Origin of the sequence: Polynucleobacter tropicus (assembly GCF_013307225.1) — a bacterium.
Classification (GTDB): Bacteria; Pseudomonadota; Gammaproteobacteria; order Burkholderiales; family Burkholderiaceae; genus Polynucleobacter; species Polynucleobacter tropicus.
This window is the reverse complement of the sequence record NZ_CP028942.1, coordinates 1,667,146-1,681,896: the sequence shown is the minus strand read 5'-3', so window position 1 is coordinate 1,681,896 and position 14,751 is coordinate 1,667,146. Positions and strand designations below refer to the sequence as shown.

The 14,751-nt window shown below is 46.8% G+C and carries 15 protein-coding genes; 9 read left to right on the top strand and 6 right to left on the bottom strand.

The window, feature by feature from the left end; genetic code table 11:
* Positions 1 to 11 precede the first annotated feature (11 nt).
* The 3 genes from DCO17_RS08635 to DCO17_RS08625 are packed head-to-tail and all read right to left on the bottom strand — an operon-like array spanning position 12 to position 2,179.
* Entirely contained in the window at positions 12 to 773 is a 762-nt protein-coding gene (locus tag DCO17_RS08635; protein ID WP_173956322.1) for a BPSS1780 family membrane protein, read from the bottom strand.
* The gene (locus tag DCO17_RS08630; protein ID WP_173956321.1) at positions 770 to 1,747 is read right to left on the bottom strand and encodes a homoserine kinase; all 978 of its coding nucleotides are present in this window, start codon (positions 1,745 to 1,747) and stop codon (positions 770 to 772) included. Before DCO17_RS08630 ends, DCO17_RS08635 begins: the two co-directional genes overlap by 4 nt.
* Positions 1,748 to 1,765: 18 nt before the next feature.
* Positions 1,766 to 2,179, bottom strand: coding sequence for a hypothetical protein (locus DCO17_RS08625; RefSeq protein ID WP_217425419.1), 414 nt, complete (start codon positions 2,177 to 2,179; stop codon positions 1,766 to 1,768).
* Positions 2,180 to 2,261: 82 nt separating this feature from the next.
* On the opposite strand from DCO17_RS08625, the gene polA reads away from it, so the two are divergent.
* The 3 genes from polA to DCO17_RS08610 are packed head-to-tail and all read left to right on the top strand — an operon-like array spanning position 2,262 to position 6,754.
* Complete coding sequence (polA, locus tag DCO17_RS08620) at positions 2,262 to 5,066, top strand: DNA polymerase I (protein ID WP_173956320.1); 2,805 nt, start codon at positions 2,262 to 2,264, stop codon at positions 5,064 to 5,066.
* A gap of 23 nt (positions 5,067 to 5,089) precedes the next feature.
* Complete coding sequence (locus DCO17_RS08615) at positions 5,090 to 5,974, top strand: dienelactone hydrolase family protein (RefSeq protein ID WP_173956319.1); 885 nt, start codon at positions 5,090 to 5,092, stop codon at positions 5,972 to 5,974.
* A gap of 6 nt (positions 5,975 to 5,980) precedes the next feature.
* Positions 5,981 to 6,754 (top strand): ZIP family metal transporter, encoded by a 774-nt coding sequence (locus DCO17_RS08610; protein ID WP_173956318.1) that lies wholly within the window; start codon positions 5,981 to 5,983, stop codon positions 6,752 to 6,754.
* A 25-nt stretch (positions 6,755 to 6,779) separates the two neighbouring features.
* Here DCO17_RS08610 and DCO17_RS08605 read toward each other — a convergent pair whose 3' ends face one another.
* Positions 6,780 to 7,610 (bottom strand): sulfurtransferase, encoded by an 831-nt coding sequence (locus DCO17_RS08605; protein ID WP_173956317.1) that lies wholly within the window; start codon positions 7,608 to 7,610, stop codon positions 6,780 to 6,782.
* A gap of 40 nt (positions 7,611 to 7,650) precedes the next feature.
* On the bottom strand, positions 7,651 to 8,757 hold the full coding sequence (locus DCO17_RS08600; RefSeq protein ID WP_173956316.1) for an aromatic ring-hydroxylating oxygenase subunit alpha: 1,107 nt from the start codon (positions 8,755 to 8,757) through the stop codon (positions 7,651 to 7,653).
* 161 nt (positions 8,758 to 8,918) lie between these two features.
* On the opposite strand from DCO17_RS08600, the gene xseB reads away from it, so the two are divergent.
* From xseB to folE2, 4 genes are read left to right on the top strand one after another with little or no spacing between them, the layout of a single operon-like run.
* The gene (gene xseB, locus DCO17_RS08595) at positions 8,919 to 9,152 is read left to right on the top strand and encodes an exodeoxyribonuclease VII small subunit (protein ID WP_173956315.1); all 234 of its coding nucleotides are present in this window, start codon (positions 8,919 to 8,921) and stop codon (positions 9,150 to 9,152) included.
* Positions 9,153 to 10,052: a polyprenyl synthetase family protein gene (locus tag DCO17_RS08590; RefSeq protein ID WP_437342801.1), complete on the top strand. Its 900-nt coding sequence runs from the start codon at positions 9,153 to 9,155 to the stop codon at positions 10,050 to 10,052.
* Between the two features lie 20 nt (positions 10,053 to 10,072).
* Positions 10,073 to 11,974: a 1-deoxy-D-xylulose-5-phosphate synthase gene (gene dxs / locus DCO17_RS08585; RefSeq protein ID WP_173956314.1), complete on the top strand. Its 1,902-nt coding sequence runs from the start codon at positions 10,073 to 10,075 to the stop codon at positions 11,972 to 11,974.
* Positions 11,975 to 11,999: 25 nt separating this feature from the next.
* Positions 12,000 to 12,827, top strand: coding sequence for a GTP cyclohydrolase FolE2 (gene folE2, locus DCO17_RS08580; RefSeq protein ID WP_173956313.1), 828 nt, complete (start codon positions 12,000 to 12,002; stop codon positions 12,825 to 12,827).
* A 6-nt stretch (positions 12,828 to 12,833) separates the two neighbouring features.
* On the opposite strand, the gene tsaD is transcribed toward folE2, so the two are convergent.
* Positions 12,834 to 13,907 (bottom strand): tRNA (adenosine(37)-N6)-threonylcarbamoyltransferase complex transferase subunit TsaD, encoded by a 1,074-nt coding sequence (tsaD, locus tag DCO17_RS08575; protein WP_173956312.1) that lies wholly within the window; start codon positions 13,905 to 13,907, stop codon positions 12,834 to 12,836.
* 76 nt (positions 13,908 to 13,983) lie between these two features.
* Between tsaD and rpsU the strand changes: the two genes are divergently transcribed.
* Positions 13,984 to 14,196 (top strand): 30S ribosomal protein S21, encoded by a 213-nt coding sequence (gene rpsU, locus DCO17_RS08570; protein WP_011903537.1) that lies wholly within the window; start codon positions 13,984 to 13,986, stop codon positions 14,194 to 14,196.
* A gap of 104 nt (positions 14,197 to 14,300) precedes the next feature.
* Positions 14,301 to 14,747 (top strand): GatB/YqeY domain-containing protein, encoded by a 447-nt coding sequence (locus DCO17_RS08565; protein WP_173956311.1) that lies wholly within the window; start codon positions 14,301 to 14,303, stop codon positions 14,745 to 14,747.
* Positions 14,748 to 14,751 lie beyond the last annotated feature (4 nt).

The window sequence follows — 14,751 nt, the reverse complement described above, 5'->3', positions numbered from 1 at the left end:
ATAAAGCTTGCTTAATCTTCGGTAAAGCAAGCCTTCCAAGTGGCATAGAAAGAGCAGTGCATGATGGTTAAGCCGGCCATCGAAATAGGTGCCACGATGAATGATGCGGCTTGACCGAAATTGAGAGCGTCAAAGATCATGCCGATCGTCAGAGGAATGGCGATTAAGATCGCGCTCCATATTGCTAGATAAAAAAAGAACGCGGCCTTGTTTGTCCAGCATGCGAGCCAGCTAGAAAACAAAGCTTGCGGAACGGACATATCAGCCCATGCAATCAGGATGGGTGAGAACCACATCAGCATTGCAATCGGAATATACAAAACAGCGCCAAACACTAATACTAGATAAACCTGTCTGAGTGCCTCGGGGGTAATTGGTTTATCAGTTGTCATGAGGGGTAATAGCATTTCAAAATCTACCAAGAGACTCAAGACAAAACTCATTAGCAAAATTAGTGCCGCATACACCAAGCCTAATTGCAGAATTCGGTTACAAATGAACTGACCAGATTGCAGTCCAATTAAATAGACGCTTGGTCGAATACGTTCTTTTTGAATTGCTTGTCGGCAAGCAGTCATAAATCCAACGGAAAGGGTTGGCGTTAATAGTAGAACTGCAAAGACGCCAATCACTGGAACGATGACCGCAAGTTGCGCCACAAAAACATACATAAAGACCAACATTAAAAATCCCAAAGGATTTTGTTTGAATAACCAAATGCCCTGTCTTATCCAGGTGTAGCCTTCTTTGGGTGCAGCGGAATTGAGTCTCATAGGGTACGGCGACTTAGGAGGATGCGTTCGAAGTGCGTTGGGTCATGAGGAGTGAGCATTTGAGCATCACGGGGTAAATAAAAGTCCCACAAGCGTGATACCCAGAAACGCAGAGCCGCGGCCCTCACCATTAGCGGCCAGCTGGCCTGCTCTTCCTTGGTCAGTGGTCGTACGGTTTGATAAGCCTGCATCAAAGCATCAAAACGAGCTGGATCCAAATCCTGTTTGTTCTCAGCCAAGCACCAATCATTCACGGTGACCGCAAGATCGAATAACCATTTGTCAGTGCCTGCGAAGTAGAAATCAAAAAAACCACCTAATTGATCATTGCTGGTATCGGAAGATCCTTTTGGATCAAATAAGACGTTGTCTCTGAAGAGATCGCAATGGCTAGCACCTTGCGGAAGCATGTCGTAATCTCTAGATGAGAAAAAAGCTTCTTGTGCACTCAGTTCGTGAGTAAGTAAATCTTTTTGTGCGGTATTTAAATGCGGCAAAACAAGCGGAATTGTTTGTTGCCACCAACCAAGACTGCGAAGATTTTCTTGTGACTTGGGAAAGTCTTTTCCAGCAAGATGCATTTTGGCTAGCATCTCGCCAACCAAAGCGCAATGCTTCACTTCGGGTTGCATTCGGGAGAGACCAGGTAACTTACTAACGATCGCCGCTGGTTTGCCTTTAATAGAGAAAAGGATCTCTCCATGCTTGTTCTCAATTGGCTTAGGCACTGGTATGCCTTTATTCGCCAAGTGGCGCATCAGCTCTAGGTAGTAGGGTAGTTGCTCTGCGGATAAGCGTTCAAAGATGGTCAGAACATATTCTTGCTTCTTGCCATCTTTGATGGTGTCTAAGAAGAAATTAGAGTTCTCGATTCCACCATGAATACCGCGGATGTCCGCAGCTTCACCGATAGTAAATTCTTGGGAGATCCATGGGGCGATCTCGCCAAGTTCAATCGGAGTAAATACAGCCATTGATAAATGCGCAGTTCTTTATTGAATCGGAATGCTAATACTAGGCACGCTAATAAGTGCGCCCTCACCTGAAGGTGGTCCTGGCATTACAGAGTCTGGTGGTGACATCTCGTAAGTGGTGTACTTTGTTTTAACTTGTACTTGTGTAGGGCTATTTGCATCCTTGTACTCAGTAATTTCGGTGCCGGTAGCTTCTTTGTGCTGAAAGCTTGGTTTGCGGGTTTCTGGGTTGCTGACAACACCCGCTGGGCTCATGGTTGGAGAAAGCGGTTGGTTGTTAATTCGGTTGAGCTCGGATTGGCTAAGAGCTTGGCTGGTATTCTGAGCCTGTGCAGATCCTGCTCCGAAGACAGCAAAAATCACCAAAAAACTCGTCAGAGCGAGACTTTGGCTAAAAATATGGTTGATTACGTTTGTTAGAGCATGCATCATTTTTCACCTTTTTTGGCCTACTTTTGGGCGGTTCATTAATCCGTCCTGTAGGTAATTGTTAACTAGATTGTACGATTGCGGTATGACGAAACATAGACTCTTGTTGGTAGACGGTTCTAGCTACCTCTATCGCGCCTTCCACGCCATGCCTGACCTGAGAAATGGGGCTGGGGAGCCCACGGGAGCTATCTATGGGATGGTCAATATGATGCGCCGTGCCCGGTCAGAGCTAAAAGCCGACCATATTGCTTGTGTATTTGATGCCAAGGGAAAAACCTTCCGGGACGAGATGTACTCCGAATACAAGGCTCATCGCTCACCTATGCCTGAAGATTTGGTTAAACAGATTGAGCCGATTCATTTGATGGTTAAGGCATTGGGTTGGCCAGTTTTGATGGTTTCTGGAGTGGAGGCTGATGATGTGATCGGAACTCTAGCTTGTCAGGCGACACAAGCGGGTTGGGAAACCATCATTTCAACAGGCGATAAAGATTTAGCGCAATTAGTAAATCCATCAGTCACACTCATTAATACGATGACTAACGAGAAATTAGATATTGATGGCGTGATTGAAAAGTTTGGTGTGCCACCAGAATTGATTGTGGATTATTTATCGATTATTGGCGATGCGGTTGACAATGTTCCTGGTGTTCCTAAGGCGGGACCTAAAACGGCAAATAAATGGTTGGCAGAGTTTGGCAATTTAGATAATTTGATTGCAAATGCAGATCAAGTAAAAGGTGTCGTTGGAGAAAATTTACGTGCGACATTAGATTGGTTGCCACAAGCGCGACAACTCATTACCGTTAAAACGGATTGCGATTTATCACCACATCTACCAGGTTTAGATGACTTACACGCCAAGCCAGAAGATGCTGCGCTTTTGCGTGAGCTATTTGAACGTTACGCATTTAAAACCTGGTTGCGTGATGTAGAAAAGCAGCTAGAAAGCCCATCCAACCAGGCTTCAGAGGGAGCTGTAGATTTGGCTGGCACGCCCATAAGCAATAAAACAGAAGAAGTTGAATCTAAAAAATCTAATGTAGCTGCTAGCGCATTACCAAAAACAGTAGCACCAGATTTGCTCGAACGTCATTATGAGTGCGTTACAGATGAGGCTGCTCTAGATAAGTGGTTGAAAAAAATTGAAGCAGCCGAGTTAACGGCTGTTGATACAGAAACAACCAGTCTTGATGCATTGGCTGCGGAATTAGTTGGCATCTCACTTTCCGTGAAACCAGGTGAAGCTTGCTATATTCCTGTGGCACATCGGAACGGTGATTCACAACTCGGTCGTGATTATGTGTTGTCACGTATGAAGTCTTGGTTGGAAAGTAAAACGCATTTAAAGGTTGGACAAAACTTAAAGTACGACATTCATATATTTGCAAACTATGGAATTGTATTAGGCGGTGTTGCATTTGATACCTTGCTAGAGTCTTATGTATTGGAATCTCATCTTCCGCACAATATGGACAGCATGGCTGAGCGTCATCTGGGTGTGAAAACGATTCGTTATGAAGAGGTTTGTGGCAAAGGCGCACATCAAATTGGATTTGATCAAGTAGACCTGCAAGTCGCTACTGACTATGCTGCTGAGGATGCCGATATCACCTTGCGGCTTCACCACGAGCTTTGGCCCCAAATTCAGGCAAACCCTGGTCTCTTGTATGTTTATCAACAGATTGAAATGCCTGCAATGCATGTGCTTGGGGTTATGGAGCGCAACGGGATTCGCATTGACTCAGCTCTTTTGGGTAAGCAAGGACAGCAAGTTGGCAAACGCCTTTTGGAGCTAGAGGGAGAGATTCATCAACTGGCTGGTCAGCCATTTAACATTCAGTCGCCTAAGCAAATTGCTGAAATCCTATTCGGGCAATTGGAGTTGCCCGTCATTAAAAAGACGCCATCGGGCGCGCCATCTACGGATGAAGAAGTCTTGCAAAAGCTAGCTGAAGACTATCCTTTGCCGGCGCGTATTCTTGACTATCGTAGTTTGGCGAAATTGATGTCAACCTATATTGAGAAATTGCCACGCATGGCTGATCCTAAGACGGGTCGAGTGCATACCAATTTTTCTCAAGCCACTGCGGTGACAGGTCGTCTTGCTTCAAGTGACCCCAATTTGCAAAACATTCCTGTGCGCACTGAAGAGGGGCGTCGTATTCGTGAGGCCTTTGTGCCTGCAGACGGCTGCAAACTATTGTCTGCTGACTACTCCCAAATTGAACTGCGCATCATGGCGCATATCGCTGAAGATGAAAACTTATTAGCAGCCTTCAGAGAAGGTAAGGACGTGCACCAAGCCACAGCAGCAGAAATCTTTGGCATTCCATTGGAAGAAGTAAATTCTGAGCAGCGACGTTATGCCAAGGTAATTAACTTTGGCCTTATATATGGCATGAGTGCATTTGGCTTGGCTGGTAATTTGGGTATTGAGCGCGCAGCTGCGCAAAACTATATTGCGAAATACTTTGATCGTTACCCTGGTGTGGCGCAGTACATGGAGCGTACTCGTCTTGAGGCTAGGGAAAATGGTTACGTTGAAACGGTCTTTGGTAGGCGCTTATGGCTTCCTGAAATCAAAGGTTCCAATGGACCCCGTCGCCAAGGTGCTGAACGCGCTGCAATTAATGCACCAATGCAAGGTACGGCCGCTGACCTCATTAAGCTTGCCATGATTGCAGTGGAAGATTGGCTAGAAAAAGAGCAGCTTAAAACGAAGCTCTTGCTGCAGGTGCACGATGAGTTGGTATTGGATGTGCCTTTTGATGAAATCGACCGCTTGCAAGCAAAGTTGCCGGATTTGATGTGCAATGTAGCTAAGTTAAAGGTGCCTTTAGTAGTTAGCATCGGTATTGGCGATAATTGGGAAGAAGCGCATTAGGCAAGCACTCGGAGATAAATATCATGAGCGAAAAAACACAAGATCACAGCCGAAGAAAATTTATGAAGACCTCAGTGGCAGGTGCTGCGGCAACCACGCTAGGAGTAGGTTTTGTGGCGGCGGCTGATCCAGTTATGGCGACTGCTATTGAGACTGATTTCAAAGGCCTGACTGCAGGCGAGCAAATGATTCCAGTGGGCAGCTTTCAGATGCCAGCCTACGTATCTCGTCCCGAGAAAGCCAAGGGAAATTTACCTATCGTGATTGTGGTGAGTGAAATTTTTGGTGTGCATGAATACATTGCCGATGTCACAAGACGATTTGCCAAATTAGGATATTTAGCAATAGCCCCAGAATTTTTTGTCCGCGCTGGTGATCCCAACGCTTACGGAACTGTTGCTGACATCTTGACAAACATTGTGGCCAAAACGCCTGATGCGCAGGTGTTAAATGACCTGCAAGCGGCTTTGGTGTGGGCAGGTAAAAATGGCGGTGATCTAAAGCGCGTGGGCGTTACTGGTTTTTGTTGGGGTGGCCGCATCACTTGGCTCTCTGCAACTTTGCCGCAAGTGAAGGCTGGCGTAGCTTGGTATGGTCGTTTGATTGGTGAAAAGACTGAAGGTAACCCTCGTCATCCTGTTGAATTGGCTACAGAACTAAAAGCCCCTGTGCTCGGCCTTTACGGTGGCGCTGATGCTGGCATTTCGTTAGAGAGTGTTGAGCAAATGCGTGCCGCATTGGCGCAAGCCGCTCCTACAAATCCTGCTGCTAAAGCTTCTGTAATTGAGGTCTATCCTGATGCGCCTCATGCATTCCATGCAGACTATCGCGCCACCTATCGTGAAGGACCGGCAAAAGATGGTTGGGAAAAGTGTATCGCCTGGTTTAAGAAAACGGGTGTTGCTTAATAACTCATGACTGTCTTACAAAGCATTCTTCTGGTAACGGCTATCGCGGGTACTGCGAGTGCGCTAGTTGCGGCTAGTTGTTCCTTAGCTTTGCTTGCGAAGATGGTCAACAATATGGTGAGTCTATCGGTTGGTATCTTGTTGGCTACCGCATTGCTTCACTCATTGCCTGAGGCATTCAGCATGCCAGGTGCAAAACCACAACTTTTGTTTGCGACTTTGTTGGCGGGATTGCTAGGATTTTTCTTGTTAGAAAAGATTGCACTACTTCGTCATGATCATCACCACGAAGGCGATGGTCACCATCACCATCACGGACATGATGCGGAAAACGCAGGCCGTAGCGGCTGGATGATTTTGGTTGGCGATGGATTGCACAATTTTGTGGACGGTATTTTGATTGCCGCTGCATTTATGGCTGACTACCAGGTCGGCATCTTTACTGCGATTGCCATCATTGCGCATGAGATTCCACAAGAGATCGGTGATTTCATTGTGTTGCTAAATGCGGGCTTCTCACGCACTCGCGCTTTGCTCTACAACTGTATTTGCGGCTTATCAGCAGTGGTTGGTGGTGTGCTGGCGTATTTCTTCTTAGAAAAAGCCCATGCAGCAATGCCGTACCTACTTGTGATTGCTTCGAGTAGTTTTATTTATATCGCCGTCAGTGATCTTATTCCGCAGATGCACCGTCGCCCACACTGGGCTGAGTCATTGCGTCAAACGGTTTTGATAGCCTGCGGCGTTGGATTTGTAGTGCTGTTATCGCTTGCACACTAAGCAAGCCAAGCGCCAGCAATCTCAATTACGTTTCAATCGGTCTGCTGCTATCAGTGCACCACTCGCTCCAGCTGCCAGCATAAAGACGTGAACCTTTGAGGCCAGCAACCTCCATCGCCAAAAGATTGTGACAAGCTGTTACGCCTGATCCACATTGATGAATGACTTGCGCTGGTTTGTACGATCCTAGAAGTTCTACAAAGTCTTTAAAGAGATGTTCGGCTGACTTAAAGGCAGTAGCTGATAAATTGTTTTTAAAGAAATGATTGAGAGCACCAGGAATGTGGCCGCCCACTGGATCTAAAGTTTCGTTTTGTCCATGAAAGCGATCGTTTGCACGAGCGTCGATCACAATATATTTTTTGGATTGCAAATTGCCAACTACTTCGTCTACTAATACGAGTCCTTCGTATGGTCTTGCTGCAATTGGAGCGCTCGATGGTGTGGGCTTGCGTGCTACGGTTCCCATGGGACCATTCCAGGTATCTAAGCCGCCATCCAATACCTGGACATTAGCGTGACCAGTGGCTTTGAGCATCCACCAAAGGCGACTGGCGTAAACCGAGCCTTGCTTGTCGTAAGCAACTACCAAGGTGTTTGGGCTAATGCCTAAGCGAGTCTTGGTTTGCGCCCATGCTTCGGGAGTGGGCAATGGATGTCTACCATTTTTGCCAGTCTTGGTGCCCGATAAGTCTTGATCGAGGTCGACATAAATCGCGCCAGGAATGTGACTCTCTTCGTAAGCTTTTCTGCCTGCTTGGGTGTCTACTAAATCAAAGCGGCAATCACAGAGCAATACGTTTTCACCACTATTAATGATTTCTTCTAACTGGTTTGCGGTAATTAGAGGAGTCATGATGCTTCCTTGTTTGTGGTGGCAAAAGTACTTACTTAGATTATGCGCCCTGAAAGTTCATGACGCGTCGATACCATTCATGGAAATGTTGCATGCCATCTTCCATTGGGCTTTGATAAGGACCAACTTCATTTACCTCGCGTGCAAGTAGTGCCGCTCTACCTTGATCCATGCGTTCAGCGATCTCATCATCTTCTATGCAGGTTTCCATATAGGCAGCGCGTTCTGCTTCCACAAATTCACGTTCGAACAGAGCGATTTCTTCTGGATAGTAGAACTCGACAATATTGCGTGTTTTGTTGATACCCATCGGATGTAAGGTGGAAACGCAGAGCACGCCTGGATACCACTCGACCATCACATTAGGATAGTAAGTGAGCCAAATTGCCCCATGGCGCGGTGCTTTGCCATTGAATTGGCGCAATACAGCTTCATGCCAGTTGCGATAGGTTTGTGAGCCTGGCTTCTGTAGGTCTTTATGAATGCCAACGGTTTGCACGCTATGCCATTCACCGAATTCCCATTGCAAATCTTCACAGGAAACAAATTTACCTAAACCCGGATGAAAAGGAACAACATGGTAGTCCTCGAGATAAACCTCGATAAATGTTTTCCAGTTGTAGTTACAGTCGTGAACTTCAACATGGTCAAGCATGTAGCCATCAAATTTGAGATCATCAGCAACACCAAGTTTCGCAAGATCAGCGCGCACATCGCGTGGACCTTCAAATAAGAGGCCTTGCCAATTTTGCAATGGCGATTTGCCAAGATTTAAACAGGGCTTATCTTCAAAGTGGGGTGCGCCCAATAGATTGCCGCCTAAGTCATAGGTCCAGCGATGCAGTGGGCAAACGATATTTTCAGTTTTACCTTTGCCGTTCAGCATCAACGCTTGGCGATGGCGACAAACGTTAGAGAGAAGTTCAATACCCTCTTGATTGCGGACGAGAATGCGACCCTCGTTTTCAGCGCCCAAAGTTTGATAGGAGCCAACTTCAGGCACCATGAGTTCGTGGCCTACATAGCCAGGACCCTGCTTAAAAAGCAGTTCAATTTCCCGCTGATACAAATCAGCGTCAAAATATGCCGAAACCGGCAGTTGTAGATTGGACGGCGCAAGCTGCTGCGCGGTAGCCAGATTAGTCATTCTCCCCACCCCCGAAAACGTCAGCCGAAGCTAAGCGGAATAACCAATCCAACCATCGACGGATCGATATTGGAAAGGAAGGGGGGAATTATACCCATCTGGGGGCCTTCTCGCTTTAATATGTAGGGCTATCCGCATCGGGAATATGAAGGAAACCGCTTATGGCAAGCAAAAAGTCAGAGAGTTCAAAACCAGGCCTTGAAGTCCAAATCGACCCAGATCTGCGTTACGAGCAGGCAGTCAAGGAGCTGGAGAAGCTCATTTCCGACATGGAGTCCGGCAAATTTTCCCTTGAAGAGACCTTATTAGCCTATCAACGCGGCGCAGCCCTGCTTAAACATTGCCAAGGCGTTCTTGCTCAAGTAGAGCAACAAGTGCGCGTGTTCGAGGCTTAATTGACGGCAATTGCATCTCAAGGGTGGCTCAAGCTTCACTCTGAACGAGTGGAGTCTGCTTTAGATCGTTTACTCGATTCACCGCAAACTATTCCACATCGTTTGCATGAAGCAATGCGTTATGCCGCACGGGGTGGCGGCAAACGAATTCGTCCTTTGTTAGTTTATGCGGCCGGTCAATTAGGAAAGTCATCTTCTGCTGATCAAGAGCAAATGCTCGATGCAGCAGCGGTAGCGGTGGAGTGTATTCATGCCTATTCATTAGTGCATGACGATATGCCCTGTATGGACGATGATGATTTACGTCGAGGTAGGCCTACTGTTCATAAAGCATTTGATGAGGCGACTGCATTATTGGTGGGCGATGCATTGCAGACTCGTGCTTTTGAGGTTCTGGCCACTGCGCCGGGAGATGCAAATCAACGTTTAAAAATGATTGCTTGTTTGGCCGCAGCATCAGGCTCCCGTGGCATGGCTGGTGGTCAAGCCATTGACCTTGAGAGCGTTGGCAAGAAATTGGATTTACCAGGCTTAAAGCAAATGCATGCCATGAAGACTGGCGCATTACTATCTTGTGCCGTTGAATTAGGTGGCATCGCTGCTAATCTCAATGCAGAGCAATTGGCCAAATTAGATCAGTACTCAAAGGCGCTTGGTTTGGCGTTTCAAATTGTTGATGATGTTCTGGATGCGACAGCAGACAGTCAAACACTTGGAAAGACCGCCGGGAAAGACGCTGCCGCAAACAAGCCGACCTATGTGACCTTGATGGGTTTAGACTATGCACAGCAGCAGGCTAAAGAATTGCAAGAAATCGCCATGAGTAGTTTGGATGGTTTTGGCATTCAAGCCCAAGCTCTAAAAGATTTAGCTCTATTGGTAGTCAATAGAGGTAAATAAAGGATTAATGCAATAACGCAATGACTTTACTTTCGATTAACTCTCCTGATGATCTAAAAAAACTGTCGCGCGAAGAGCTGCCCGCTCTTGCTGATGAGTTGCGTCAATTTGTTTTGGATTCTGTTTCGAAAACGGGCGGTCACTTATCTTCCAATTTGGGAACTGTAGAGTTATCCATTGCTTTGCACTATGTGTTTGACACACCACGCGATCGAATTGTTTGGGATGTGGGTCACCAAAGTTACCCGCACAAAATACTGACGGGTCGTCGTGATCGCATGAATACCTTGCGTCAGTACAAAGGTCTTTCGGGTTTTCCGCATCGCGCAGAGAGTGAGTTTGATGCCTTTGGTACAGGGCATTCTTCAACCAGCATTTCCGCGGCGATGGGAATGGCGCGCGCTTTTCAAACAAAGGGCGAACGACAAGTAGCTGTTGCGGTGATTGGCGATAGCGCCATGACGGGTGGCATGGCTTTTGAAGCGATGAACAATGCTGGCGTCTATGACGATTTGCCTTTAGTGGTGATATTGAATGACAACGATATGTCGATTTCGCCAGCAGTGGGCGCGCTCAATCGTCACCTTGCTCGATTGCTGAGCGGCAGTATTTATTCCACCACCAAAAAAGGAATCGATAGCGTTCTCTCGATTGCGCCTCCGTTGCGTGAGTTTGCGAAACGCTTAGAGGACCATGCTAAAGGCATGGTGTCACCAGCAACGATCTTCCAAGAATTTGGCTTCAACTATTTCGGCCCAATTGATGGCCATGATTTGGATGCGCTCGTTCCGATGTTACAAAACGTTCGACGCTTAGCATTGGAAGGGCGCGGACCACAGTTCCTCCATGTCGTGACTAAAAAAGGCCAAGGATATGAGTTGGCTGAAGCGGATCCAGTTTTGTATCACGGCCCTAGTAAATTCAATCCGCAAGAGGGTGTTAAAAAAGTAGCTGCTAGCAAGAAAACCTTTACTCAAGTTTTTGGTGAATGGCTTTGCGATATGGCCCATGCTGATCCGATGTTGATTGGCATTACTCCAGCGATGCGTGAGGGTTCGGGCTTGGTAGAGTTTGAGAAGAATTTTCCGAAGCGTTATTACGACGTAGGTATCGCCGAGCAACATGCAGTTACTTTTGCTGCTGGCATGGCTTGTGAAGGCATGAAGCCAGTGGTGGCAATCTATTCCACTTTCTTGCAACGTGCCTACGATCAATTGATTCATGATGTAGCTTTGCAAGATTTACCAGTACTGTTTGCGCTCGATCGCGCGGGATTGGTTGGTGCGGATGGCGCAACTCATGCCGGCGCATATGACATTCCTTTCTTGCGCTGTATTCCGAATATGTTGGTGATGACGCCAGCAGATGAAGCGGAGTGTCGTGATCTATTAACAACAGCATTTCATCAATCGCATCCAAGCGCAGTGCGTTATCCACGTGGTTCTGGTGTGGGCACGATTCCTTCAAGTGAGTTACGCACTTTGCCATTAGGCAAGGGTGAGATTCGTCGTAAGTCATCTGCACCTGCGGGTAGGAGAGTAGTGATTTTGGCATTTGGTACTTTGCTCTTTAGCGCATTAGAAGCCGCTGAAAGTTTGGATGCCACCGTTGCTAATATGCGTTTTGTAAAACCATTAGATGTGGATTTGATTCAATCGCTTGCAGCAGACCATGATTACTTTGTCACGATAGAAGATGGTGCGATTGCTGGTGGCGCTGGTAGTGCTTGCCTTGAGGCGCTCACAAAATTAGGAATTCAAAAGCCCTTGCTTCAATTAGGTCTTCCTGACGAATTCATTGAGCATGGCGACTATCAGTTGCTCATGACTAAGTGCGGCCTTGATGTTGAAGGCATTACAAACTCGATAAAGCAGCGTTTTCCAGTGGTATCCGTGGCAAATTCGGTGATTTCAGGCAAATAAGATCGTTTTGCTTGAAAATAGAGTTATGAATGACATGAACCCCGCCTTTCTGAAAGCTAGCGCAATGCCTGATGTGCAGTCCACTTTGGACAAGCGCGCATTGCCGATTGAGCAAGTCGGTATTCGTGGCGTGCGTCACCCATTAACGATTCGCAGCAAAGCTGGAAACTTTCCATCTGTAGGTACATTTGAAATGGATGTAGCTTTACCTGCACATGTGAAGGGTACACACATGTCACGCTTCATGGCGCTGTTACAAAAGCAAGAGCAGGCGGTTGATAGCACAACAGTAGTTGCTCTCGTGCGCGACATGTTGCCTTTACTTGATGCCAAAGAAGGTCATGTGCAATTTACCTATACCCACTTTGTAAAAAAAGCGGCACCAGTTTCTGGTGTTGAGAGTTTGATGGATTACGAAGTGACTTGGATGGCAACGGCCAAACAAAATGCCACCGGTGAAACTAACGTTGACTTGGGCTTGCGTGCGCAAGTGCCGGTAATGAGTTTATGCCCTTGCTCAAAAGAGATTTCAGAATTTGGTGCGCATAATCAACGCTCACATGTCACGATGACAGTGGCGTTAGACTCAGCAACTCAAATGACAGTAGAAGATTTGGTTGCGGCTGCCGAGAGCGAAGCATCAAGCGAACTTTGGGGTTTACTTAAGCGCCCAGATGAAAAGTGGGTGACCGAACATTCCTACAGCAATCCTAAATTTGTTGAAGATTTAGTGCGCGATGTCGCCGGTCGTTTAAAGGCAGAACAGCGTATTCAGTCTTTTGTGGTTGAGGCTGAGAACTTTGAATCGATTCATAACCACAGCGCATTTGCCAGAATCTCGCACAAGAAATAAAGCGCGCTAAATCAAATTATTGCTTTGCAAATCCCAGCGGGGTTTGATATCAAAGGCTCCAGAAGTTGTGGAGCCATTATTTTTGCTCAGCATACGTAGTGCACCTGCAAATGCAATCATGACACCGTTATCGGTGCATAACTCTAGCGGTGGATAATGTACTTCAAAGCCATTCTTCATAGCTTTTTCGTTCAGCGCATTACGCAGTTGCAAATTGGCGCCCACACCACCAGCAAGAACTAAATGTTTGCAGCCAGTTTGCTTGAGTGCTTTCTCTGATTTGCTAACTAGTACTGTAACGATAGCATCGACAAAGCTTCTTGCAAGGTCAGCATGAAATTGCACCACTTCTGTAGGTTCTGTCACGGACCGCGCTTCAAACTTTTTCACTTGATTGAGAACGGCAGTCTTCAGACCCGAGAAAGAAAAATCCAAATCGCCAGAGTGCAGCATCGGTTTTGGTAAATCAAAAATGCCGACACGACCTTTTTCTGCCAACTTCGAGATCGCTGCGCCACCTGGGTAATCTAATCCCAGTAATTTGGCGGTTTTATCAAAAGCTTCACCAGCAGCGTCATCCAAAGTTTCGCCCAGAAGTTCGTATTGACCAATTCCGGAAACTTTCATGAGCTGGGTATGCCCCCCAGAAACCAATAAGGCAATAAATGGAAATTGCGGGGCAGTTTGACCAAGGAGCGGGGAAAGGAGATGGCCCTCGAGGTGATGAACCCCGATTGTGGGTAAATTGAGACCTTGGGCCAAAGATTTAGCAAAAGCACTCCCAACCAGCAGGGCGCCGGCTAAGCCGGGCCCCTGGGTATAGGCAATTGCATCAATATTGCCCAATTTAAGGCCAGATTGGACTAAAGATTGGTCTAAAAGGGGTAAAACTCGGCGAATATGGTCTCGAGAAGCTAGTTCAGGAACAACGCCCCCATAATCCCGGTGCATGGCGATCTGAGAGTGTAAACCCTGGCCTAGAATGCCTAAAAATGCAGGTTTTCCCGCTTCCCAGGGGGTTGTGTCATAAATTGCCACCCCGGTTTCGTCACAGGAAGTTTCTATGCCTAAAACAATCATTTTTCGCTTGGTCGTGCTAGAATCGCAATTCAGTTAATTTTTCGATATCTATCGAGCATATACGAGTTAAATAAGTATGACTACAGTCCGCCTTCGCGAAAACGAACCATTTGAAGTGGCATTGCGCCGTTTCAAGCGCACCATTGAGAAAAATGGTCTTTTGACAGACTTGCGTGCACGCGAGTTTTACGAGAAGCCAACGGCTGAGCGTAAGCGTAAAAAGGCTGCAGCTGCTAAGCGCCATTACAAGCGTATTCGCAGCCAAATGTTGCCTAAGAAGCTTTACTAATAGAATTTAAAGCTCTCTTCACCGAGAAGCTTTGAAACCCGCTGACGGTGAAACGCAGCGGGTTTTTGCTTTTTAATCACACATCAGAAAACTAGGATTACCCCATGAGTTTGAAAGATCAAATCACTGAAGATATGAAATCCGCAATGCGCGCCAAAGAAACCGCGCGCTTGGGAACCATTCGTCTGTTGTTAGCTGCCATTAAACAACGTGAGGTAGATGATCGCATCGTGCTCGATGATGCAGCGGTCATTGCTACTGTTGAAAAAATGATTAAGCAACGCAAAGATTCTATTTCTCAGTTTGAGAAAGCGGGGCGCGATGATCTCGTTGCAGTGGAGTCTGCAGAGATGACAATTTTGCAAGCCTATTTGCCAGCACAAATGTCAGATGCGGAAGTTGAAGCAGCAGTTGCAGCAGCAGTTGCGTCTACTGGTGCTGCAGGCCCACAGGATATGGGTAAAGTGATTGGTGTTTTAAAGGGCCAATTAGCTGGTAAAGCCGATATGGGCAAAGTATCTGGCTTGGTAAAAGCTGCACTGGCGAAGTAACTTA